Annotated in this window: 19 protein-coding genes and 1 pseudogene; 15 read left to right on the forward strand and 5 right to left on the reverse strand. The window is 68.0% G+C overall.

Going from position 1 to position 22,898, the window contains the following annotated elements; genetic code table 11:
* Nucleotides 1–152: 152 nt before the first annotated feature.
* The 4 genes from meaB to AC069T_RS33620 form a co-directional block, all read right to left on the reverse strand.
* Nucleotides 153–1,178: a methylmalonyl Co-A mutase-associated GTPase MeaB gene (gene meaB / locus AC069T_RS33605; protein WP_478786340.1), complete on the reverse strand. Its 1,026-nt coding sequence runs from the start codon at nucleotides 1,176–1,178 to the stop codon at nucleotides 153–155.
* Entirely contained in the window at nucleotides 1,175–3,367 is a 2,193-nt protein-coding gene (gene scpA / locus AC069T_RS33610; protein WP_478786341.1) for a methylmalonyl-CoA mutase, read from the reverse strand. Before scpA ends, meaB begins: the two co-directional genes overlap by 4 nt.
* Nucleotides 3,364–5,175 (reverse strand): methylmalonyl-CoA mutase family protein, encoded by a 1,812-nt coding sequence (locus AC069T_RS33615; RefSeq protein WP_478786342.1) that lies wholly within the window; start codon nucleotides 5,173–5,175, stop codon nucleotides 3,364–3,366. The genes scpA and AC069T_RS33615 overlap by 4 nt, the downstream gene beginning before the upstream one ends.
* A 66-nt stretch (nucleotides 5,176–5,241) precedes the next feature.
* Nucleotides 5,242–5,766, reverse strand: coding sequence for a nuclear transport factor 2 family protein (locus AC069T_RS33620; protein WP_478786343.1), 525 nt, complete (start codon nucleotides 5,764–5,766; stop codon nucleotides 5,242–5,244).
* A gap of 767 nt (nucleotides 5,767–6,533) precedes the next feature.
* Here AC069T_RS33620 and AC069T_RS33625 point away from each other — a divergent pair.
* The 15 genes and pseudogenes from AC069T_RS33625 (at nucleotide 6,534) to AC069T_RS33695 (ending at nucleotide 22,257) form a co-directional block, all read left to right on the forward strand.
* Nucleotides 6,534–6,803 (forward strand): cupin domain-containing protein, encoded by a 270-nt coding sequence (locus tag AC069T_RS33625; RefSeq protein ID WP_478786344.1) that lies wholly within the window; start codon nucleotides 6,534–6,536, stop codon nucleotides 6,801–6,803.
* Nucleotides 6,800–8,008: a CaiB/BaiF CoA transferase family protein gene (locus AC069T_RS33630; RefSeq protein ID WP_478786345.1), complete on the forward strand. Its 1,209-nt coding sequence runs from the start codon at nucleotides 6,800–6,802 to the stop codon at nucleotides 8,006–8,008. The genes AC069T_RS33625 and AC069T_RS33630 overlap by 4 nt, the downstream gene beginning before the upstream one ends.
* A gap of 126 nt (nucleotides 8,009–8,134) precedes the next feature.
* A complete protein-coding gene (locus AC069T_RS33635) occupies nucleotides 8,135–8,629 on the forward strand; it encodes a flavin reductase family protein (RefSeq protein WP_478786346.1) in 495 nt (164 codons plus the stop codon).
* A gap of 395 nt (nucleotides 8,630–9,024) precedes the next feature.
* Nucleotides 9,025–10,296: an acyl-CoA dehydrogenase family protein gene (locus AC069T_RS33640; protein WP_478786347.1), complete on the forward strand. Its 1,272-nt coding sequence runs from the start codon at nucleotides 9,025–9,027 to the stop codon at nucleotides 10,294–10,296.
* A gap of 36 nt (nucleotides 10,297–10,332) precedes the next feature.
* Nucleotides 10,333–12,276 (forward strand): annotated as a pseudogene (locus AC069T_RS33645) (CocE/NonD family hydrolase); the annotation flags it as partial.
* Between the two features lie 115 nt (nucleotides 12,277–12,391).
* A complete protein-coding gene (locus AC069T_RS33650) occupies nucleotides 12,392–12,640 on the forward strand; it encodes a hypothetical protein (protein WP_478786348.1) in 249 nt (82 codons plus the stop codon).
* Nucleotides 12,637–13,194 (forward strand): nuclear transport factor 2 family protein, encoded by a 558-nt coding sequence (locus AC069T_RS33655; RefSeq protein ID WP_478786349.1) that lies wholly within the window; start codon nucleotides 12,637–12,639, stop codon nucleotides 13,192–13,194. Before AC069T_RS33650 ends, AC069T_RS33655 begins: the two co-directional genes overlap by 4 nt.
* A 65-nt stretch (nucleotides 13,195–13,259) precedes the next feature.
* Nucleotides 13,260–14,474: an acyl-CoA dehydrogenase family protein gene (locus tag AC069T_RS33660; protein WP_478786350.1), complete on the forward strand. Its 1,215-nt coding sequence runs from the start codon at nucleotides 13,260–13,262 to the stop codon at nucleotides 14,472–14,474.
* 26 nt (nucleotides 14,475–14,500) lie between these two features.
* Complete coding sequence (locus AC069T_RS33665) at nucleotides 14,501–15,640, forward strand: quinone oxidoreductase family protein (RefSeq protein ID WP_478786351.1); 1,140 nt, start codon at nucleotides 14,501–14,503, stop codon at nucleotides 15,638–15,640.
* The gene (gene mhpA / locus AC069T_RS33670) at nucleotides 15,637–17,262 is read left to right on the forward strand and encodes a bifunctional 3-(3-hydroxy-phenyl)propionate/3-hydroxycinnamic acid hydroxylase MhpA (RefSeq protein WP_478786352.1); all 1,626 of its coding nucleotides are present in this window, start codon (nucleotides 15,637–15,639) and stop codon (nucleotides 17,260–17,262) included. Before AC069T_RS33665 ends, mhpA begins: the two co-directional genes overlap by 4 nt.
* Nucleotides 17,263–17,325: 63 nt before the next feature.
* Nucleotides 17,326–18,570, forward strand: a complete 1,245-nt coding sequence (locus tag AC069T_RS33675; protein WP_478786353.1) for an MFS transporter — start codon at nucleotides 17,326–17,328, stop codon at nucleotides 18,568–18,570.
* A 96-nt stretch (nucleotides 18,571–18,666) separates the two neighbouring features.
* The gene (locus tag AC069T_RS33680; protein ID WP_478786354.1) at nucleotides 18,667–19,803 is read left to right on the forward strand and encodes a DUF3500 domain-containing protein; all 1,137 of its coding nucleotides are present in this window, start codon (nucleotides 18,667–18,669) and stop codon (nucleotides 19,801–19,803) included.
* Between the two features lie 130 nt (nucleotides 19,804–19,933).
* Nucleotides 19,934–20,782: a fumarylacetoacetate hydrolase family protein gene (locus AC069T_RS33685; protein ID WP_478786355.1), complete on the forward strand. Its 849-nt coding sequence runs from the start codon at nucleotides 19,934–19,936 to the stop codon at nucleotides 20,780–20,782.
* A gap of 36 nt (nucleotides 20,783–20,818) precedes the next feature.
* Entirely contained in the window at nucleotides 20,819–21,226 is a 408-nt protein-coding gene (locus tag AC069T_RS33690) for a nuclear transport factor 2 family protein (protein WP_478786356.1), read from the forward strand.
* A gap of 302 nt (nucleotides 21,227–21,528) precedes the next feature.
* Nucleotides 21,529–22,257: a GntR family transcriptional regulator gene (locus AC069T_RS33695; protein ID WP_478786357.1), complete on the forward strand. Its 729-nt coding sequence runs from the start codon at nucleotides 21,529–21,531 to the stop codon at nucleotides 22,255–22,257.
* A gap of 125 nt (nucleotides 22,258–22,382) precedes the next feature.
* On the opposite strand, the gene AC069T_RS33700 is transcribed toward AC069T_RS33695, so the two are convergent.
* Nucleotides 22,383–22,898: AMP-binding enzyme (locus tag AC069T_RS33700; RefSeq protein ID WP_478786358.1), on the reverse strand; the 516-nt coding region annotated here is incomplete at its 5' end.

The raw sequence follows: 22,898 nt of genomic DNA on the forward strand, positions 1-22,898 counted from the left end.
GCCAATGAGTCGGCTTGGCCCTGGTCGGAAGCTGGATGACCTCCCTGAAAAGCCGGGCGGGTTCGTTGCCGCGGGTCGCTGCACGGCGCGTACGGATGACGCGGGGCGTGGCAGGGGCCGGCCAGCGCCGTTTAAGGCCCTGCATGTTGCCGTCACAGGTCCATGTCAGAATCCGGATACCTCCTCTGGAGGCATGGTTCGCTGTCTTCACGGAAGACGTCCAGAATGCGTTCCGCAGCTCGTGTAGCTGTCAGCTCACCCTCTCTGACCTGCCTCTCCAGCCCAGGCGCCAAAGACCGGACCGCCGGATGCCCATGAAGACGGCCCAGCAGTTCGCCACGGACCATGGCCCAGGTCCAGTTGACCTGCTGGTCGCGGCGCTTGGCGGTAAGCCGACCTGCGGAGTCCAGCAGTGCTCGGTGCTGTTCCAAGCGCTCCCACACGGCGTCCAGACCGGTCGACTCGCGGGCGCTACAATGCAGCACCGGCGGGGCCCAGAAGGCGTCCTTGCCATGCATGAGGCGCAATGCGCCCGTGAGTTCCCGTGCGGCCGCCCGGGCGTCCCGCTCGTGTGGGCCGTCCGCCTTGTTAACGGCGATCACGTCGGCCAGCTCGAGCACGCCCTTCTTGATGCCTTGGAGCTGGTCACCCGTACGGGCGAGGGTGAGCAGCAGAAAGGTGTCAACCATGTTCGCCACGGCCGTCTCGGACTGCCCGACGCCGACCGTCTCCACCAGGACCACGTCGTAGCCGGCCGCCTCCATCACTACGATCGACTCTCGGGTGGCCCTAGCGACCCCGCCCAGCGTGCCCGCAGTGGGGGAGGGGCGCACGAACGCCGCCGGGTCCACCGCCAGGCGCTCCATCCGGGTCTTGTCGCCGAGGATGGAGCCGCCCGTACGGCTGGAGGACGGGTCGACGGCCAGCACCGCCACCCGGTGCCCGAGCGAGGTCAGCAGCGTGCCGAAGGCGTCGATGAACGTTGACTTGCCCACCCCGGGCACCCCGCTGATCCCGATCCGCCGGGCTTGGCCGCTGTGCGGCAGCAGCGCGGTCAGCAACTCCTGAGCCAAGGAGCGGTGTTGCGGCCGGGTCGACTCGAGGAGTGTGATCGCACGGGCGATGAGTGCCCGCTTCCCGTCGAGTACGCCCTTCACATACGCGTCGACATCGATCACAGTGTGTGCCCGAGACCGTCCGACAGCCGCTTCACCAGGTCGTGCGCTGCGTCCGGGATCACCGTCCCGGGCGGGAAGACGGCCGCCGCGCCCATCTGAAGCAGCGTCGGAACGTCCTGCGGCGGGATCACGCCGCCGACCGCGACCATGATGTCCTCGCGTCCCTCCTCGGCCAGCGCCTCGCGCAGCGCCGGGACGAGGGTGAGGTGACCGGCCGCTAGCGAGGAGACGCCGACGATGTGCACGTCTGCCTCGACGGCCTGCCGGGCCACCTCGGCGGGTGTCTGGAACAGCGGGCCGACATCGACGTCGAAGCCCAGGTCGGCGAAGGCGGTGGCGATCACCTTCTGGCCGCGGTCGTGGCCGTCCTGGCCCATCTTGGCGACCAGGATGCGCGGGCGGCGGCCCTCGGCCTCCTCGAAGGCGGACACCAGGGTGCGGGTGCGGTCCACGCTCGGGGACTCTCCCGTCTCGTTGCGGTACACGCCGGTGATGGTGCGGATTTGGCCGGCGTGCCGGCCGTACACCTTCTCCAGGGCATCGGAGATCTCCCCGACCGTGGCCTTGGCGCGGGCCGCGTGCACGGCCAGCTCCAGCAGGTTGCCCTCGCCGGCGGCGGCTCGGGTCAGCGCGTCCAGGGTGTCCCGGCATGCCCGCTCGTCTCGCTCCGCGCGTAGCCGCCGCAGTTTGGTGATCTGCTGGGCGCGTACGGAGGAGTTGTCGACCTTGAGCACGTCGATCTGTTCGTCGGTCTCCACGCGGTACTTGTTGACGCCGATGACCGGTTGGCGGCCGGAGTCGATGCGGGCCTGGGTGCGGGCCGCGGCCTCCTCGATGCGCAGCTTGGGGATGCCCGCGTCGATGGCCTTGGCCATGCCGCCTGCGGCCTCGACTTCCTGGATGTGCTGCCAGGCACGCCGGGCCAGGTCGTAGGTCAGCTTCTCCACGTAGGCGCTGCCGCCCCACGGGTCGATGACCCGGGTGGTGCCGGATTCCTGCTGCAGGAGCAGTTGAGTGTTGCGGGCGATGCGCGCCGAGAAGTCGGTCGGCAGGGCGAGCGCTTCGTCCAGGGCGTTGGTGTGCAGCGACTGTGTATGGCCTTGGGTGGCCGCCATCGCCTCGACGCAGGTGCGCGTGACGTTGTTGAACACGTCTTGTGCGGTGAGCGACCAGCCGGAGGTCTGCGAATGGGTGCGCAGGGACAGCGACTTGGTGTTCTGCGGATCGAATTGCTTCACCAGCTTCGCCCACAGCAGGCGCGCCGCGCGCAGTTTGGCGATCTCCATGAAGAAGTTCATGCCGATCGCCCAGAAGAACGACAGCCGGGGCGCGAACGCGTCGACGTCCAGGCCCGCTTCACGGCCTGCCCGGATGTACTCCACGCCGTCCGCGAGGGTGTACGCCAGCTCCAGGTCGGCCGTCGCACCGGCCTCCTGGATGTGGTAGCCGGAGATGGAGATGGAGTTGTAGCGCGGCATCCGCTGCGAGGTGAAGGCGAAGATGTCGGAGATGATCCGCATTGACGGTTTCGGCGGGTAGATGTAGGTGTTGCGGACCATGAACTCCTTGAGGATGTCGTTCTGGATGGTCCCCGCCAACTTCTCCGGCGGCACACCCTGCTCCTCGGCCGCCACGATGTACAGCGCAAGCACCGGCAGCACGGCGCCGTTCATCGTCATTGACACCGTCATCTCGTCCAGCGGGATGCCGTCGAACAGCTGCCGCATGTCGTAGATCGAGTCGATAGCCACGCCCGCCATGCCGACGTCACCGGTCACGCGCGGGTGGTCGCTGTCGTAACCTCGATGCGTGGGCAGGTCGAAGGCGACCGAGAGGCCCTTCTGCCCGGCCGCGAGGTTGCGCCGGTAGAAGGCGTTGGACTCCTCGGCGGTGGAGAAGCCGGCGTACTGGCGGATGGTCCAGGGCTGGTTGACGTACATCGTGGGGTAGGGACCGCGCAGGTACGGCGCTATGCCGGGGTACGTGTCCAGGAAGTCCAGGCCCGCCAGGTCACGGCTGGTGTACAGCGGTTTGACGGCGATGCCCTCAGGGGTCTCCCAGAGCAGGTCGTTCCCACCGCAGGCGTTCTTGAGCGCCGCGCGCCACTCTTCGGGCGTGCCGTCGACGGCCGGGGTGCCCAGCTCGATCCCGGAGAAGTCGGGGACAGAAGGGCTGGAGGGGGTGGTCATCGGGACACTCCCATGCGGTCGAGGGTGGCGGACAGTACGGACACGGTGTCGCAGCCCGCGAAGAGGTACGTGTCGACACCGGGGTACTTTCCGGGCCGCCCGGCAAGGAACACGTGAGAGGCGCCCGCTTCTTTAAGCTCTGCGGCACGGGCCGCCGCCTGCTCCTCGTACAGGGCGTCGTTGGAGCACAGCACCGCCTGCGTGGCGCCGCTGTCCGCGAACGTGCCCTCGGTGACCGGTTCGATGCCGCCCGCCTGGAAGAGGTTCGAGGCGAAGGTGAGGCGCGCGGTGTGGGCGGCGGCCGGACCAAGCGCGGCGAGGTAGATCCGGGGCCGGGAGCCAGCCGCGGCAAGGTAAGCGTCCGAGCGGGACCGCAGCTCCTCAAAGGCCTCGTCGCGGCGCACCCGCGGCAGTCCGCCGGGCGGCCGCTCGGGGGCGCTCTCGCGCACCACCGGCTTTTCCGCCAGGTTCGGGAACTCGCTGACCCCGGTGATTGGTTCACGGCGGTCAGCGAGCCGGGCGCTTCGAGCGGACCAGGTCTCGGCCATCCGGTCGGGAATCAAGCCAGAGCGCAGGGCCGCCTGCTGCCCGCCCGCGCGCTCGATTTCCTGGAAGAACCGCCATGCCTCATGGGCAAGTTGGTCCGTCAGTTGCTCCACGTACCAGGAGCCGCCCGCGGGGTCGATCACCCGGGCTAGATGCGACTCCTCGATGAGGATGGCGGAGGTGTTGCGGGCGATGCGGCGGGCGAAGGCGTCCGGCATGCCGAGCGCGTGGTCGAAGGGCAGCACAGTCACCGCGTCCGCACCGCCCACGCCCGCAGCCAGCGTGGCGATGGTGGTGCGCAGCATGTTCACCCACGGATCGCGCCGCGTCATCATCACCGGCGAGGTCACCGCATGCTGGCGCTGCCCACCCGTGCTCGGAGCCCCGGACACCTCGGCCACTCGCGACCACAGTCGGCGCGCAGCGCGCAGCTTGGCCACGGTGAGGAACTGATCGGCGGTAGCTGCATAGCGGAACTCCAGCTGCCCACAGGCCTGGGCGACGCTCAGCCCCGCCCCGGTCAGCTCCCGCAGATAGGCCACCGCCGTGGCCAGCGAGGCACCCAGCTCCTGGGCGGCCGAACCACCGGCCTCGTGGTACGGCAGCGCGTCCACGGTCAACGCCCGCAGTCCCGGGTAATGCTCGGCGCACTGCCGCGCGAGGCCTGTCACCGGTGCGAACTGCGCCTCCCGCCCCGTACGGGCCTCGTGGCCGAGCGGATCAGCGCCAAGATTCCCGCGTGCCGCCGTTCGGGAGACGCCCCGCTCTTCGTAGAGGCGCAGCAACTCGCCCGCCGCCTCTTCGACCTCGCCGCCGGCGTCCAGAACTATGGGCGCCAAGTCGAGGTAGACATTGTCCAGGACCTGGGCGAGGGAGGACACCGGAACACCGGCGTCACCCACGACGAGCCACAGGGAGGTGACGCCGTTCTCCAGGTCGGTCAGGGCGGCCCCGGGGTCAAGGGCGGTGTGCCGCTGGCGTACGTCCCAGCCGCCGATGGTGTTCCCCTGCGCTCGGGCCCCGCGCACGAACGGGGAGAAACCAGGGAGTCCGGACTCGGCCGCGGGGTCGCTCGCCGTGTACAGGGGTCTGGTGCGGAGCCCGTCGTCCAGCGAGGTGGACAATGCATCCTCTGTGGCGGCGGCCTGGACCTCCTTGCCCGACCTTCGCAGGACACCGGCGACTAGGTGCTGCCAGTGCTCATATGTGGCGTCGGGGAATTCGACGGCAAGGGAGAGCCCGTCGTTGGGCAGGACTGGCATGAAGGTCCTAACAGATGCGCTGAACGGGGTGGCGGGGGAGCATCGGACGGCTGAAGCGCAGTAGCCCTACTTCGCCTGGATGGCCTTCAGGAACGCGATCTTCCCGGCCTCGGCGTGCTGGTGCAGCACGTTGAGTGCCATGTCCGGGTTGTGCTCGCGGTGCGGCTCCGGAACCGATGGGTTGCCGGACCAGGACATAAGCCGGCACACGCGACGCTGGATGCGCCATCCGTGAGCACCGCGTACGAGCTCATCGTCATACCAGCCTGTTCCCAGCCACGTGGGCCCGCCCTCGGCGGCCTCGCGGATCAAAAGCCAGTTCCCGTAGCTGAATGCATGTGCCCTGTCGCCCTCCACATGCACCAACTGGCCCATCATCGTGTGCTGATGGCCGTCCAGGCGGTCGTGGAAGTCGGCGAAGGAACGCTTGAAGGTCTCCAGCCCCGTCCAGGCGGCCCCCGCCGGGCCGAACTCCGCGATCACATCTTCAGAGAAGACGCGATCGAACAGGTCCCACTGACGAGCGTCGAGGGCGAGACCATAGAGATTCAAGATCTCGAGGATCTCCGCCTTGTCGTCTGCGACAGCCATGTGTGTGCTCCTCGTCCAAGGTAGGGATGAAGCGGCGCTGGTCGCCTCTGGGCCACGGCAGCGATCGCCGTAGGGATGATGCGGGCCAAAAAAGGGAGTGCTCGGGCGGCTCGGCGACTCAGCCGACGGGCCTCGCAATGACGGCACGGTCGTGACGCTCACCCTACGATTCACCGCCAATATGTCAACACTTTGTCTTCGACGACCCGGGGTGACCTGTACATCCCTCACTCGATCTGACTGTCGCCACGCCTAACGCCCGATTCGTATGCTAGTAAAGATGGATATCGCCAGATGTGCGGCGACTCTCAGGTGTCGGGGCGGGGTCGAAGCCAGAACATCCAGGCATCGCAAAATGTTGACATCTAGGCTGTGGCTCGTATCGTGAGATTCGCGAACCTCCCCTCTCCGCCGGGCCCGGGACGGCTCATCGACGGCGGCCGGGGACAGGCCCATGCCACAACCGCACCCGAAAGCCGCACGGGGCGCTGCGCTTCCGGCTGACCTCGTCAGCGTCTGCCGAGACCGTCCTTGTCCCGTCATCACCGGTGCTGCCGGCGCCTACCTCCGTCCAGCGTCCGTGCTGCACCGCTGACATCTGCCGTCGAAGGCTCAGACCCGTCAGACCCGCAGCCCAGCCAGAATCGAGTACCACGACCGTGGCGATAGAAATAGCCCAGCTCACACAGGCTCAGCCCTTCTTGCCCGTTGGCCATCACGGCGTCGGACCTGTCCATCTCTTCGGGGGCGAGCACTACAACGGTGCCGTGACCGTAGCCCTGTCGCACTATCTGCCCGGCGGCCGCGCGGACCTGTCACCCGTTCCGGCAGAGACCGTCTATGTGGTGCTGACCGGCTCTCTCACCCTCATCGACGCCGACAATGCCTCCCATGACCTGGGCCCCCTCGACTCGGCGCGGCTGACGGCCGGCACGGTCCGCGGCGTCGAGAACCGCACGAACCTGCCCGCCACCATGCTGGTGATCCGACCGAATTCGGCAGCCTCGCCCGCGAGCGTGCCGGAGGACCGCTCATGACCGGCTCGCTCGCGGGCCTGCTCGTCGTTGATCTCACCCGCGCGCTCGCGGGACCGCAGGCGGCGATGATGCTGGGCGACCTCGGCGCCCGCGTCATCAAGGTCGAGAGTCCCGCCGGAGATGACACCCGATCGTGGGGACCGCCGTTCGTCCACACCAACAACGGCACCCCCGAGTCGACGTACTTCCTGTCCTGCAACCGGAACAAAGAGTCGATCACGCTCGATCTGAAGCGAGACGACGACGCCCAGGTGCTGGCCGGGCTCATTCAGCGCGCGGACGTCCTGATGGAGAACTACAAGCCCGGAGGGCTGAAGCGACTCGGATTCGGTACCGAGGAACTGATGCGGCTCAACCCACGCCTGGTGGTGCTGTCCATCAGCGGATTCGGGCACGACGGACCCGAGGCCCACCGCGCGGGCTACGACCAGATCGCGCAGGGCGAGGCCGGGCTGATGTCCCTGACGGGACCGGACCCAGCTCACCCCCAGCGTGTCGGGGTGCCCATCGCCGACCTGCTCGCCGGCATGAACGGTGCGTTCGGCGTCCTTGCCGCATTGCGGGAACGCGACCGCACCGGCCAGGGCCAGATCGTGCGCACGTCGCTGCTCGCCTCGGTCGTCGCTGCGCACGCCTTCCAGGGAACCCGCTGGACCGTCGCCGGTGAAGTCGGTGTCGCGCAGGGCAACCAGCACCCGACGATCGCCCCCTACGGGCTGTTCCGGTGTGCGGGTGGAGGCGTGCAGATCGCCTGTGGAAACGACGCCATGTGGCAGCGCCTTTGCGCAGAGTTCCGCCTGGTTGCAGACGACCCGCGCTTTGCGACGAACTCAGACCGACTGGCTCACCGCGACAGCCTCACCAAACTGCTCGAGTCCGTATTCGCCCAACACGAGCCGGACGAGCTGCTTCAGCGGCTCACCGGAGCCGGTATTCCTGCCGGCCGGGTCCGTGCCCTTAACGAGGTCTACGAGTGGGAGCAGACCCGCTCGCAGCGCCTCTTGATCGACGTCGAGCACCCGAGTCTGGGGCCGATCAGCCTGCCGGGATCGGCCCTGCGGACCTTCTCCGTTGATGCCGCAGGCAGCGAGACGGAGACGACCCGAGTCGACCATCAGCCGCCCCCAGTTCTCGACTCCGCCGCCGACACCGTTCGGGCGTGGCTGGCGACTACGCCGCCGCAAGCCGGACCGAAGCATCCCTGAAATCGAGAACGCCAACGAGCCATTGATTCGGTGGCTCAAGGCCACGCGTCACGACGTCCGGTGATCACCGGACGCATACGTCTACGCCGGCCGGATGAGCCAGCGCAGACCGAAATGGAGGTTGCGGTGAGAGATATCGAGCCAGTGACGGCAGCGGACCAGCTTCGGCGGGCCTTCGGATGCTTTCCGTCCGGAGTCACGGCGCTGTGCGCGATCAGCGAGGGCGAGCCCGTAGGGCTGGCAGCGAGCTCGTTCACGTCCGTATCGATGGAGCCGCCCCTGGTGTCGGTGTGCATACAACACACCTCCAGGACGTGGCCGAAACTGCGGGAGCAGTCCCGCCTTGGGCTGAGCGTCCTGGCCGAGGAGCAGGACGAGGTCTGCGCACGGCTGGCGAGTAAAGAAGGGGACCGTTTCGCCGGGGTGGACTGGTTCGCCTCCGACGACGGTGGTGTCTTCGTGCACGGCGCCACGCTATGGCTCGACTGCACGGTCCGCGAGGAGGTCACGTTCGGCGACCACGACATCGTGCTTCTGAACGTCCTCGGTCTCAGCGCTGCTCCGGAGGCCTCCCCGCTCGTCTTCCATGGCAGCCGGTTCAGACGTCTGGCCGGTGTCTGACATGCAAGAAGTCGTTTCCGTGTGGACCGCTGGAACTGTCAGCCGGCAATGAAGACTCGGAGACGACGTACGGGAGCGGAACGTGACGGGCACCACCAGTACAGCCGGAAAGGCGACCGCCGTAGTAGCCGCCGCAGTCTTCACCGGCCCGATCGCCGGCCTCAGATACCGGACACCGAGGACGAACGGTGTCACGAACGAACGCGGTGAGTCCAGGTCCCGGCGAGGGGAGGCGGTCACCTTCCTGGCCGAGGGACTCGTCCGCAAGCCGGTTGAGGAAGCGCCGCGAGTCGATGCCGGACAGCTCGTCCCTCGCGTTTTGTGCCGCAGTAATGACCAGCAGCAAGCCCCCAAGGGGTCTCGACACACAGGAACGACACCAGGAGATGACGACGATGGCTGAGACCCAGGACACCTCCGAGATGCTCGCGAAAATCCTCGAGAATGTCCGCGCGCTCGGCCCCACCTTGAGGGAGCGCGCCCTCGAGGCGGAACGTGCGGGCCGTCATTCGGACGAGACCATCGCAGACCTGGATGCCACCGGTGCTTTCAACATCGCCAATCCCCGCGAGTTCGGCGGCTACGAACTGACCGTGCGGCAGCAGTTGGACGTCGTCTCCGAGGTCTCCCGATGGGACGGCTCCTGCGGCTGGACCGTGTGGGTCGGAGCCTCGACAAACTGGATTCCCGCCGGGTCGGGGCCCCGCGTCATCGAAGAGGTGTACGGCTCCCCGTGGGTCGGGCCGCGAGTCGCCGGCTCCAGCCACTTCCCGGCCTCGCGGGGGCGCGTGAAGCGCTGCAAGGGCGGCTGGATCGTCTCTGGCGGCCCCTGGACCTTCGGCAGCGACTCGCTCTGGGCGCCCTACACCAATCTCGGATGCATCGCCGACGACGGTGAGGGCCCCTACCTGGTGGGCCTCCAGGTGCCGCGCGAGGAACTGCGGTTCCTCGACGACTGGAAGGTCGCCGGGATGCGCGCCACCGGCAGCGTCTCCATCAAGCTCGCAACCGACGAACTCTTCGTGCCGGACCACCGCGGCGTCGACTTCCGGCACATCATCGGCGGGACCATCGACGACGGTCTCAAGGGATCCCTCTGGAAGGCCCCTTCGCTGGGCTGGGCGTTCAGCCTCATGGCCGGGATGTCCATCGGCATCGCCGAGGGCGCGCTGGGCCGTTTCCTGGAGCGCTCCTCGGGTCGGCCCATCCGCGGCACCACCTACAGGAACCAGCTGGAAGCGCCTCTCACGCACCTGATGCTTGCCGAGGTCCACTCCAAGATCCAGTCGGCCAAGCTGATGACCCGCGCCAACGCCGAAGAGACCGACCGCCTTGGTGAACTCGCCGCCGTCGGCACGCCAGCCGATCCGGAGTACATGCAGATGTTCAGCTCCCGGGTACTCGTCGAGACCGCCTACGCCGCCAAATGGTGCGCGGAGGCGATTGAGCTGCTCCAAAGGAATTCCGGCTCGACCGCGATCATGGAGAGCGAGCCTATTCAGCGGGCATGGCGTGACGCGCGCGTTATCACCCTGCACGGTGCTCTCAACCTTGAGGCGCTCTCCGAGAACTACGGACGGCTGATGGCCGGGGCCCAGCCGCACAAGTTCGACGGGATCACCACCCTGGACCGCTTTGTGCCGACAGCGCCGCGAAACGCCGGTTAGACGGCCATGGTTTTCCGACTGAGAAAGAAGAGTTCCATGCCACGCCAAGGGAAGTTCGCAGGCCCCGTCGTCGGCCTGCGGTTCGAAACCCCGACCTGTTCGGGCGTCACCGACCAGGACGGCCACTTCGAGTACCGGGACGGCGAAGTGGTCGTGTTCTCGGTCGGCAGCGTCGTGCTCGGCGCGGCGCGCGGCGCCGAGCGGCTCACCCTCGCGGACATCGTCGCAAGGGTCGACGGCAACATCGACAAGGTTGCCGATCCGGGGCTGACGAACATCGCCCGCTTCCTTCAGACCCTCGATCTGGACGGGAACCCCGACAACGGGATCACCCTTACCTCCGAGATCCATGAACTGGTGGGGGAGCGGCCCATCGACTTCCGCTACGGGCTCGCATCGCTCCCGGGCGCCCCGGCCGATCCCGTCCAGGCATTCACGCACGACCCGGTCGTCGCGGAACTGCTCGATGACCTGAACCGGGCGAAAGTCTTTGCCGACGGCAAGCCGCGCACGCTGCGGTCGCCGGCTGCGGCACGCAACGAGGTGCGCCGTAACGTCCTGGGCATCCGCCGCTACCGCGACGTCAGGATCCCGCTGCGCAACGGCGGCTTCGTCTACGCAGACGTGTATCGCCCGGACAACGACGAACCGGTCCCGGTGGTCATGAACTGCGGTGTCTACGGCCGGGCGTTCGTCCACCACTCCATCTGCATTGACGAGGACGCCGAGCATCACGAGGCGATGGAGGAGCGCTACTTCCTCGGCAACCCGGACGGCTACGAATACGAAAACCACGAGAGTGTCAACACGCGGACGTGGGTCCCGCGCGGCTACGCGGTCGTCCGTGTGGACAGCCCCGGCGCAGGCAAGAGCCCCGGCACCCTCGGGATCTGGGGGATCGACGAGGCGGAGGCCTTCTACGACGCCATCGAGTGGGCCGGCGTACAGCCGTGGTCCAACGGCAACGTCGGCTTGTGGGGCATGTCGTACTACGCGGTGAGCCAGCACGCGGTGGCGAGCCTGAATCCCCCGCACCTCAAGGCGATGATCGCCATCGGCACGGACGCCGATCTGTACGAGGAACTCATGTACACCGGGGGCATCCTCAATGAGGAGTTCTTCCCCGGCTGGTTCGCCAATGCGATCGAGCCCGCGGCCTGCGGCAAGATCAAGGCGAAGGACTTCCTTGCGACGGCGAAGGCGAGCCCCTTCAAGGACTCCGACCCAGAGGCGATCTTCGGGCCACGGTCTGAGGTGTTGATGAGCCCGGACCTCAGCGGGGTGACGGTGCCGCTGTGGACGGTCGCTGCGACCTCGCACCCGGGCAACTTCCATCAACTCGGCAGCAGCGAGACGTACCTGAACACCCCCACGCCGAACAAGAAGATCGACTTCTGGGAGGACTGGTTCCTGAAGTCGTACTCCTCGGCGGCAGTCGACGATCACATGGCGTTCTTCGATCACTGGCTCAAGGGGATCGACAACGGGATCATGGACAGGCCTGCGGTACGCCTGGAGATCCGCACCGGACGCGGCGGCTCGTACCTCCAGGAAGAGAACGAATGGCCCGTCGCGCGTACCGAGTATGTCCGGTGGTACCTCGACGCCTCGCCGTCCCCCCAGGATGGACACCTGCCCTGCAGCAACGTCGGGCGCCTGGCACGCGCCGTCCCCGAGGCTGAGCGGTCCGTGACCTACTCGGCCGAGGTGGACCCGACCGTGCCCCGCCGGGCGTGCGCTCCAGGCGAGGGAGTGCCGGCCACCGCGCCCTGTGCTCCCGGTGCCACGTTCATCAGTGAGCCAATGACCGAGGACACGGTTCTCGCCGGGTACAGCAAGGCGGTCCTGTGGGTGGCCAGCACCAGCGAGGACATGGACATCTACGTGTCCTTCCGCGTGCTGGACGAGGAGAACCGCGAGATCGACTACTGCGGTCCGGCGCTGATCCCCGGCATCTCCACGCGGTTCTACCCGCTGGCCAAGGGATGGCTCAAGGCCTCCCACCGCAAGCTGGGACACGCAGCGCTCGACCGAGTACCGGCCCAAGCACACCCATCTGCGCGCCGACCACGCCCCGCTGCGGGACGGCGAGATCGTGCCGGTGGAGATCGAGATCATTCCGAACACGGGCCTGGTGCGAAAAGGCCACCGCATCCGCGTCGACATCGAGCCGTACACCGGCGTCGGTCACGGCATGCGACACGCCTACGACCCCGCCTATCACGACGGGGCCCTGAACTCGGTCTACACCGGCCCGGAACACCCCAGCTACGTACAGCTGCCCGTTCTGCCGCCCACGGGTGTGCAGCCGGTCCGAAGCAACCCTGAGGGAGAGACCCGATGAACCTTGAGGAACTGACCGCTCGAGCGCAGATCCACGACGTACTGCTCCGCTACTGCCGCGGTCTGGACCGCGTCGACATGGACCTGGTGCGCGGCGCTTTCCACACGGACGCACACGTCCAGTTCCCGAAGAGCCTGCACGAGGGCCCGGTCGAAGGCTTCCTTGAGTTCCTCACCAACGAGATGCCGCGCTTCGTGCGGACCATGCATTTCCTCGGCAACAGCCTGATCGAGTTCGACGGCCCCGACGTCGCCCACGTCGAGACCTACCTCCAGGCCGACCACCAGGGGTCGGACAAGCACCACTGGAAGGGCGACTACGTCAAGCTGTGGGCCCGCTACCTCGACCGCTTCGAGAAGCGCGACGGCGTCTGGCTGATCGCCCGCCGCCGACTGCTCGTCGACTGGATGTACAAGTACCCGGCGACCGGCTGGTTCGACGACCACCCCGACGCCTCCGTAGGCCTGCGCGACGGCAGCGACCCCAGCCTGCGCCCGGTCGCCGGCTTCCACGGCACGCCGCTGACCTCGCCCGACGACACCTGGCCCGTGTGACCGCCGTGAGGCGGACCAGCGACACCGAGTGTGCGAACTAGCAGAAAGTCATGAGGAACATGACGATGAGCAACACAAAAGCGCCACAGGCTCAGGACGTCGTCGCCGACGTGGAGAAGCTGCGCCCCTGGCTGCGCGAGCACCAGGCCCTGGCGGAACAGCAGCGCCGCATCCCCCAGGAAACCATTGAGCGGCTCGACGAGGCCGGCGTCTTCAGTCTGACCACGCCGAAGCGGTTCGGAGGCGCGGACTTCAGCACAAGAGAGCTCCACGACATCTACCGCGCGCTGGCTGCGGGATGCGGGGCGACGGCCTGGATGGTGTGGGCGGCCGCGGGCGGCAACCTGTGGGGCGTGTCCTTCGACGACGACGTCATCGGGCCGGTGTACGAGTCCCCCTGGACGGGCAACCGCACCTTCGCCGTCGGAGGAACGAGCCGGCGCATGACCGGGACGGCGCGCCGGACCGACGGCGGATGGATGATCAAGGGCGCGTGGCCCTTTGCCACCGGCAGCGTCCACGCGTCCCACGGTTTCCTCGCCGTCTTCTACGACGACACCGACGACTCGAAGGTCGGTATGGTCCTGGTCCCCAAGGACCAGCTCGTCTGCCGGGACGACTGGGACGCGATGGGGATGGCCGCCACAGGCAGCCAGACCGTCGCAACGGACGGCGAGCTTTTCGTGCCCGAAGAGCGCTTCAGCACGCCCCAGCGGCTCAGGGAGCGGATCGGCGAACTCACTGAGCAGGGCACCGGACCCCGCCGTGGTGGCCTGCCCCGCTCCCTGGTTACAGGCACCGGTGTCGCGCTGGGCATGGCCGACCACGCCCTGGAAGTCTTCCTCGGCGGGATCAGCAAGCGCAGCATCTCGTACTCGCCGTACGCGAATCAGATCGACGCTCCGATCACCCACCTCACTGTCGGACGCGCCCACACCCGGATCCGGGCGGCAAGCCGGGTCGCCGACGCGGCCGTGGCCGAACTCGACCGCTGCGACGCCGAGGGAGTGGAACCCACCGAAGACCAGGCCCTGCAGTTCCACACCGACGTCGCGTACGTGTGGGACGCGTGCGCCGACGCGGTCGAGACGCTGTTCCGCGCCTCCGGGGCGTCGGCGATCGCCAAGCGGCAGCCGCTGCAACTGATCGCCCGCAATACCCGGGCCGGCAGCCTGCACGCCGCCAACAACCTCGACACCTGGATGGAGAACATCGGCCGAGCACTCTGCGGAGTCAAGAGCGGACCGGCATCGACCAGCGTGCTCGAACGACGGTCGTAGACAAGCGAGGCTGAGTGGAGGTGACCATGCAACCGCAAGATGACGTGTCCGAGTACGGCACGACCGGGTCCAGCCCGGAAAATGAAGCGTCGACCGGCGTGGGCTGGGAAGTCATGGCGGCGATCGTCGACGCTCCCGGCGCCGCACCGCGGCTCGGACCGGTCGTGCTGCCGCCGCGGACACCCGGTACCACCCTGGTTGCCGTGGTCGCGGCGCCGCTGAACCCGCTCGACCTGGTCATCGCGTCCGGGACCTTCCACTCGGCTCGCCACGACGCCTCCTACGTCCCAGGCAGCGAGTGCGTGGGCCTGGTACTCGACTCCGACTCCCACACGCCCGGCACCTGGGTCTACGCCGAATGCCACGCCTCGCCCGCCACCCCGGGCAGCCTCGCCACGCACGTCCTGGTCGCCGACGACGACCTGCTGCCGCTGCCCGAGGGAGTCGACCCGGTTTCGGCCGCCGCCGTCGGCAACTCCGGCACGGCGGCGTTCATGCCTCTTATCGAGGACGCCGGCCTGCGTCCCGGAGAGACGGTGCTGGTGCTCGGGGCGACCGGAGCCGTCGGACAGCTCGCCGTTCAGATCGCGCACCGCAGGGGAGCGGGCCGGGTGGTCGGAGTCGCCCGCGATCGTGCGGCACTTCAGCGGCTGCTCGGCCTCGGCGCGGACGCCGTCGTCGAGCTGCGCACCGACGAGGACGTCGAATCACTGGCGGCTAGGCTGCATGCGGCCGCGGGCCTCGTGGACGTCGTCCTCGACGGCGTGTACGGCGCACCGCTCGAGGCGGCCCTGCGCGTGTGCGCACCCCGGGCACGGATCGTCAACGTGGGCAACCCCGCGGGCCCGACCGCGCACATCCCGGCCCGCCTTCTGCGCGGCAAGCAGCTCACTCTCTCCGGGTTCGCCGGTCTGCACACCCCGCTGCAGAAAAAGCGGGCGGCCCTGACCTGGCTGTGGAGCGCCCTCACCCGCGACGAACTGCGAGTGGACGTGCGGACCTTCCCGTTCGAGGACCTCCCGTCCGCCTGGCGGGCGCAGGCCGCCTCGCCGCATGGCAAATGCGTCGTCCTGCCCGCCGACGGGCACCGCTCGCATCGCACCCCGGCACGACCGGAGCACACGTCCGTGACACACACCCATGGCGCGCAGGAGCCGGACGCATGACCACTCCACCACAGGCGGACCTCACCGAGCCTCCCGCGCCGGTAGTCGACTGCACTGTCATCGGCGGCGGGCCTGTCGGCCTGCTGACTGCTGTCTTCCTCGGACGGGCCGGCCTGCGGGTGGCCGTCGTGGAGCGCTGGCCGAAGCGGTATCCCCTGCCGCGGGCATGCACCATCGACCACGAAGCCCTGCGTATCCTCCAGGCGGCGGGACTCATGGCCGACCACGCAGACCTCTTCGAGCCCTCCCAGGGCGAACGGGGCGGGTACGAGTTCCGCAACGGCGAGGGTGAACTCCTCCAAGCCATCGACTGGAACAGGACCGCCGAATCGGGGTGGGCCAACACCAATGGCTTCTACCAGCCCGACCTGGAGTCGGTCCTGGAGGACATGGCGGTCGCCACACCCGGCGTGAGCGTGCACCGCGGATGGACCTTCCGGTCCCTGACCCAGGACGAGGCGGGAGTATTTGCACAGCTGGCTGCCGCCGACCGGCCGAAGGAGGTTGTTCAGGTCCGGTCCCGGTGGCTCGTCGGCGCGGACGGCGCCAACAGCTCCGTACGCTCCCATCTCGGCGTCGAGGTAGGGGATTCGGGGTTCGAGGCCGACTGGCTGGTGGTGGACTACCAGCCCCTGGTCGAGGAGAAGTGGAGCGCCTTCGTCACCCAGTACTGCGACCCGGCACAGCCCGCGACAGCGGTCAACAGCGGCCCCGGACGGCGACGGTTTGAGTTCATGCGCCCGGCCGACATGACCGCCGAGGAACTCGGCCGGGTTAGCACCGCCTGGCGGCTCATGGAGCCCTGGGGCGTGACACCGCAGACAGCCCGGCTGGAACGGCATGCCGTGTACACCTTCCGCGGACGGTGGGCCCGCAGCTGGCGTGAGGGAAATGTCTTCCTCGCCGGTGACGCGGCCCACCTCATGCCCCCTTTCCTTGGGCAGGGTCTGTGCGCGGGCCTGCGGGACGCCAGGGCACTCACCTGGCGGCTGGCAATGGTGCACCACAAGCTGGCGGCACCGGCGGTGCTTGACACCTACGGCCCAGAGCGTGCCGGGCACGTCCGGGAAATCATCGACGAGGCGGTGGCCGCCGGCCGCGTCATCTGCGAACTCGACGTCGAACGCGCGGCCGCCCGGGACGCCGAGATGAGGAAGCGGGCGAGTGACCCCGAAGCCATCACCCGCAAGCCTCCCCATCCCCGGCTGGGTGAGCCGTCCCTGACGGCCCTGACCGCGGACGTTGAGGGGCGGCTGGCACCGCAGGGGCGAATCAGGATTGCCGGTCAGGAGGGCCCGTTCGACGATGTCATCGGGGGCGGCTGGCAGCTCATCAGCCGTGCCGGAGACCCGACCGAAGCGCTGAGCGACGAGGAGCGGGCCTGGTTTTGGGAGATCGGTGGCGTGGCCGCCGACGTGTCGGACGCCAGCGCCGTCCAGGATCTCGACGGCGCCTACGCGCGCTGGTTCACCGAGCACGGGTGCGAGGCGTTCCTCGCCCGGCCGGACTTCTACGTCCTTGCAGCCGGTGCGCATCGCGATATCCCCCGCTTCGTCTCGCGTCTTCGCCAAGCACTCCGGCCGGCCACGAACGGACAGGGAAACCTGGGTCCCACCTGGTGACCGAGGCGTCGTCACGACCGCGTCGCTGCCACCAGGGAATCGGCGAATCAAGGAGGATTGCGCATGACCACGGACAAGTCCGCAACGCTCACCCAGACAAGCGAAGAACCGTCCGGCGCCGTCAGCGAAGCGGCGGGGTGGCGTACGGCAGTGGCGTCCGCCCTCGGACTCACCGTCGGTCCCAGCGTGCTCACGGTCATGGCGTTCGGGGCTTTCATCAAGCCGCTCAACCGTGAGTTCGGGTGGGGCGTCTCAGCCATCGGAACGGCCGCCTCCCTCCTGAGCATCACGGTCATGCTCATCTCGCCGATTCAGGGCTACTTGGTCGACCGGTACGGCGGCCGTCGCCTCATCCTGTGCAGTTCCCCCGTCTTCGGGCTCTCCCTGATGGCGATGTACTTCCTGCCCGACAACATTTCCGTGTTCTACCTGGCCTGGGTTCTCATCCCGATCTGCGGCCTGGGTCTGTGGCCGGTGGCCTACCTCCGGCTCACAGCAGGCTTCTTCGAGCGCCGGCTCGGCTTCGCACTGGGAGTCGCCAACTCAGGCATTGGAGTCGGCACGGTGATCGTGCCCATTCTCACCGCGTGGCTGATCGGGGCGTTCGGCTGGCGAACCGCGTTCGTCGGACTGGGGGCGGCAGCGCTCCTTGCCTTTCCGATCGCCTACTTCCTCCTCGCCGAACCAAGCCCGCGCAAGACCGGTGTCCAGGCAGACGGCGACACCCTGGCAGCTGCGACAGCCAGACGGCCGTTCTGGCTTCTTCTGGCCGCGTTCTTCCTGCTCGGACTGGTCGGCTCCTCGGTGACGGTCTATCAAATTCCCATGCTCCTCGACGCCGGCGTCTCGGAAGGCGTCGCCAACCTGGTGCCGGTCGCCCTCGGCGTGGCGCTCATCGTGGCGCGGATCGCAACCGGCTGGCTGCTGGACCGCTTTCCGGCGTCCCTGGTCATGGGCATCAACCTCGCCGGGGGCATCGTCGCGGTGCTGCTGTTCGCGGCCGGACCGAACGTGGTGACGGGCATCATCGCCGCGGCACTGGCCGGGCTGCTGATCGGCTCCGAATTCGACGTCCTCAGCTACCTCGTCCCGCGCCACTTCGGCCGCCTGTCTTACGGCAGGGTCTACGGCATCACGTTCTCGGTGTTCCAGATCGGCGGGGCGATCGCCGCGTCCGCGGTGGGCCTCGTCCGTGACAGCGCCGGCTCCTACACCCCCGCAATGCTCACTCTGGCCCCCGTGTGTCTGGTCTGCGCCGCACTGTTCCTGTTCCTCGGCCCCTACCGCTACGAGGCGGCCCACAACTGAACGGCGGCGCCGGCGTCCCGCAGTCCCGGACAGGCCCCCACACGACCGGGACCCAACGGATGCCCGCAGCCAACGACGAAGAAAGGCAGGAACGCCATGACGGCGACACCGCTCCCGCATTCCGGCGCTGAGCTTCCGCACGAGCACCGCCCGCGAGGCGGTTCCTTCGACGCGACGGCGGTCACCTTTGCGGCAATGGGGTTGTTCGACGGCCTGAGCGCGGACCAGCGCGAGCAGGCCCTGCTGCCCCACACCGACCCCGGCCGCACCCACTGGAACTTCCTCCCTGAGTCCGGCCGCCACGGACTGCCGCTCGGGGAACTCGACCGCCGCCAGGAGGTGCTGGCCCACCGGCTGATCGCCGAGTCGATGTCGATCCCGGCCTACGCCCGGGTGGTCCAGGTCATGGCCAACGAGCACGTGCTCCGCGAGCTGAACCTGCCTCTGTTCGGTCACGTCGCGGCCACCCTGCGGGACGCCCGCGGCTACTTCCTCAGCTTCTTCGGACAGCCGCAACCGGACACCACCTGGGGCTGGCGGCTGGTCGGCCACCACCTGTCAATCAACGTCACCGTCGTGGACGGCGACCTGGTCAGCGCGACCCCGTTTCTGCTTGGCGCCGAGCCTGCCCGGTTCGGGCCCTTCCGGATCCTGGGTGAGGAGGAGGACTGCGCATTCGACCTGCTGGACAGCCTCACCGCCGCACAGCAGAAGCAGGCGATCATCCACCACAAGCCGCCGGCGGACTTCGTCACCCGCACCGTCCCCACCATCGGCGAGGTCGAATACCCCGCCTACCACGGTGTGGGCCGCCGCGACGCGATGATCACCGACGAGGACCGCAAGGCACTGGTCTACTTCCGCGCCCACCCGCGCGGGGTGCGGGCCGGTGACCTCTCGGACACGCAGCGCGGACACTTCGAGGAGCTGCTCGCCCGGTTCGTCGGACGGGCCCGGCCAGGCCTGGTCGGCTTCGAGATGGACCGCATCGCCGCCTCCGGCGGCGTCGAGAACCTCCACTTCGCCTGGGCGGGCGGCACAACCCTGCGGGAGCCGCACTACTTCCGGATCCAGGGCCCGGCCACCCTGATCGAGTTCGACAACGCCGAGGACAACGCCAACCACGTGCACAGCGTCTGGCGCGACCCCTCCAACGACTTCGGCGCGGACTTGCTGATGCAGCATCACCTCGAACACGACCACACCGGCTCCGGTACGGAGAGCGCCGTCTGACCTGCAGGGCTGTCCTCGGGCGGCCCCATCCAGGCTGGCGACAGGAGACGCTCCGGGCTACGCCCCGGAGCTAAGGAAGGGATATAACGTGAAAATAGTGGGCATCAGGCGACCGGACGCTGCTTCCGGCGTGGAGGTCGCTGCCTTGGGGGAGGAAGGCGACCGCGTCACCGTCATTGCGTCGCTCGCGGACTTCTGGGACGACCCGGAGGGCTGCCTTTCCCAGCCGCCCACCGGGCCGACGCTTGCCGCCACCTCCGTCGAGCAGGTCCCGCCGGTACTGCCCGACGCGCGCGTCCTGTGCGTGGGTCTGAACTACCTTCAGCATGTAGCAGAGGGCAGTTTCAGCGACCAGGAGCTGCCGCCGTATCCCACGCTCTTCGCCCGGTGGACACAGTCGCTGACCGTGGACGGGGCGGAGGTCCCTGTGCCCTCCAACGAGGAAGGTCTGGACTGGGAAGGCGAGGTCGTGGCCTGGGTCGGGGCACCGCTCGTCGACGCCACTCCCGAAGAGGCACTGGCCGCGGTGTTCGGATACTCCGCCTTCAACGACCTGACCTCTCGCCGGGCGCAGAAGCTCACCTCCCAGTGGACCCTGGGTAAGAACGGTGACAAGTCCGGCCCCATTGGCCCGATCGTGCTGGCCTCAGAAATCGGCGACCTCAGCCGAGGCCTGCGGCTGCGGACGCGCGTCAACGGCGAAACCATGCAGGACGCCCGCACCGACCAGATGATCTATTCGGTCGGAGAGACGCTGTCGCTGATCTCGCACACCCTGACACTGCGCCCGGGCGATCTACTCGCGACCGGTACGCCGGCCGGAGTCGGCTACGGCCGTAAGCCCCCGCGGCTGCTGCAGCCTGGAGACACCGTCGAGGTCGAGGTCGAGCGGCTGGGCAAGGTGCGCAACACCGTAGTGGGCAGTCACCACCGATCCAGGCCCAGTGACCGACTGGCGGGAACACGTGCCGGTGCATGACCAGCCCCAGCAGCCTGCTCACCAAACGGAGTGACCATGACACCGGAAGAACAGCTCGCGCTCGTCAAGCAGCACTACGCACTCAACACTGCCGGCGACCACGCATCGGCCCGGGAGCTGCTGACCGACGATTTCTGCATCACCATTCCCTCCTACATGCCGTTCGCCGGCGAGTACCGAGGCAAGGACGCCTTTCGCACGCTGATCCCACTCGTGGCTAAGACCGTCGGCCTGGCGCGTGTGAAGTACATCGCGACAACCGTCGGTGATGATCACGTCGTGGAGATCGTCGAATTCGTGCTGGCCGACGGCTCGACGGTCGACGGAGCCGAAGTGATCCGATTCCGAGGGCATCAGATCTGCGACATCCGCCCCTTCTACTTCGACCCCACTCCGATGATCGCCGTCGCCCAGAACAAGGAGTCCGAAGACTCACCTGCTTGATCTCGCAGCCTCCACGAGGCGGGGCCGGTATTCGGACAGCCCGGAATCCGAGGTCGTGCCCTCACGATCCATCCGCAAGAATGTCAACATCTTGCAGATGGATCCTGAGGGCAGCGGCGGTTGCATACAGAAGAAACGGGCACTTCAGGGCACTCGGGCGAGCCTGTCAAGTTGAGCCAGCTTGCAAAGTGTCGGCAGACTGGCCGCGAGCGTCGGCTACCGTGATACTTGCAGCTCGTCCGAGCGGTGCGTACAGGGGATTACCCGGGTCCGTAGGTGAACGCGTGAAAGGCCAGCATGCGATGACAGCACAGCCAGCCACGGTGGCCGACCAAGTCGCCCACCCCGATGAGGTGAGCAGAGCCCACCACGCCTTGCGGGGCGCCATCATGCGTGGTGAGCTGCGTGCCGGCGACCCGCTCTCGCAGGTCGAGCTGGCCCGGCAGCTCGGGGTGAGCCGCGGCCCCCTGCGCGAAGCGCTCAGGATCCTGCAGCGGGAAGGTTTCGTCCAGCAGGAATCCCAGCACCGCGCCCGCGTGGCGAAGTTCAGCGACGAGGACCTCGACGAGCTCTACGCCATGCGCATCACTCTGGAAGCACTCGCAGTCGAGATCGCCGTACCGCAGATGAGCGAGGATCACCTCCACCGCATCGACCAGTTGCTCCAGGAGATGGAAGACGCAGCACGCACTGGTGATGTCGAGCAGTGGCGGTGCCCGCATGAGGAGTTCCACCGCGCCCTCGTCCACCCCTCCGGCCCCCGCATGGAACGAGAGCTTGCGCTGCTCTCCGACCATGCCACGCGCTACCGCCTGGCATTCGTGTCATGGAACCCGCTCGAATGGCAGGCGAGCACGAGTGAGCAGCACCGCACGATCGCCGAGGCGGTGAAGGTACGTGACGCGAGCGGTGCTGCCAAGGCACTGGCGGCTCACCTGGGCCGAACCGCCTTGGTGGTGCTCTCCATGGCATCGCCTACCTACGAGCCCGTCCGGGTCCGCAAGGCCCTGGCCGTCTCAGCTGCCCGGTAGAGCTGTCCGCGCTGTCGCGGAAATGGAGCACAGACTCCTGAGGGCAGCTGTTCTGTGTCCCGCAGCACCGCACACTGCCCGACCCGACGGCACCATGCGCCGTCGATCTGTCGCGTTCTCCTCGCTCAGTCCTCGCTGGGTGCCGCCGGCAGCTTCTCCTGGATGAGGTCCATCACCGTGGAGTCGGTGAGCGTGGTGACGTCGCCGAGCTCGCGGTTCTCCGCGACGTCACGCAGCAGGCGTCGCATGATCTTGCCGGAACGGGTCTTCGGCAGCTCCGCCACCGGCAGGATCCGCTTCGGCTTGGCGATCGGCCCGAGCGCCGTGCCCACGTGGTTGCGCAGGTTCGCGACGAGGCCCTCGTCCTCCGCGGAGGCCGTCCCGCGCAGGATGACGAAGGCGACGATGGCCTGTCCGGTCGTCTCGTCCGCGGCGCCGACGACGGCCGCCTCGGCGACCGACGGGTGCGAGACGAGCGCCGACTCGACCTCGGTGGTGGAGATGTTGTGGCCCGACACGAGCATCACGTCGTCGACGCGTCCGAGGAGCCAGATGTCCCCGTCGTCGTCCTTCTTCGCTCCGTCGCCCGCGAAGTACCTGCCCTCGAAACGGGACCAGTACGTGTCGAGGAACCGCTGGTC

The sequence above is a fragment of the Streptomyces sp. NPDC043867 genome (genome assembly GCF_056435845.1).

Coding starts and splice junctions, on each gene's coding strand:
- scpA (WP_478786341.1), bottom strand. CDS start 3,367: ATGACCACCCCCTCCAGCCCTTCTGTCCCCGACTTCTCCGGGATCGAG.
- AC069T_RS33615 (WP_478786342.1), bottom strand. CDS start 5,175: ATGCCAGTCCTGCCCAACGACGGGCTCTCCCTTGCCGTCGAATTCCCC.
- AC069T_RS33620 (WP_478786343.1), bottom strand. CDS start 5,766: ATGGCTGTCGCAGACGACAAGGCGGAGATCCTCGAGATCTTGAATCTC.
- AC069T_RS33630 (WP_478786345.1), top strand. CDS start 6,800: ATGACCGGCTCGCTCGCGGGCCTGCTCGTCGTTGATCTCACCCGCGCG.
- AC069T_RS33640 (WP_478786347.1), top strand. CDS start 9,025: ATGGCTGAGACCCAGGACACCTCCGAGATGCTCGCGAAAATCCTCGAG.
- AC069T_RS33655 (WP_478786349.1), top strand. CDS start 12,637: ATGAACCTTGAGGAACTGACCGCTCGAGCGCAGATCCACGACGTACTG.
- AC069T_RS33660 (WP_478786350.1), top strand. CDS start 13,260: ATGAGCAACACAAAAGCGCCACAGGCTCAGGACGTCGTCGCCGACGTG.
- AC069T_RS33665 (WP_478786351.1), top strand. CDS start 14,501: ATGCAACCGCAAGATGACGTGTCCGAGTACGGCACGACCGGGTCCAGC.
- mhpA (WP_478786352.1), top strand. CDS start 15,637: ATGACCACTCCACCACAGGCGGACCTCACCGAGCCTCCCGCGCCGGTA.
- AC069T_RS33675 (WP_478786353.1), top strand. CDS start 17,326: ATGACCACGGACAAGTCCGCAACGCTCACCCAGACAAGCGAAGAACCG.
- AC069T_RS33680 (WP_478786354.1), top strand. CDS start 18,667: ATGACGGCGACACCGCTCCCGCATTCCGGCGCTGAGCTTCCGCACGAG.
- AC069T_RS33690 (WP_478786356.1), top strand. CDS start 20,819: ATGACACCGGAAGAACAGCTCGCGCTCGTCAAGCAGCACTACGCACTC.
- AC069T_RS33695 (WP_478786357.1), top strand. CDS start 21,529: ATGACAGCACAGCCAGCCACGGTGGCCGACCAAGTCGCCCACCCCGAT.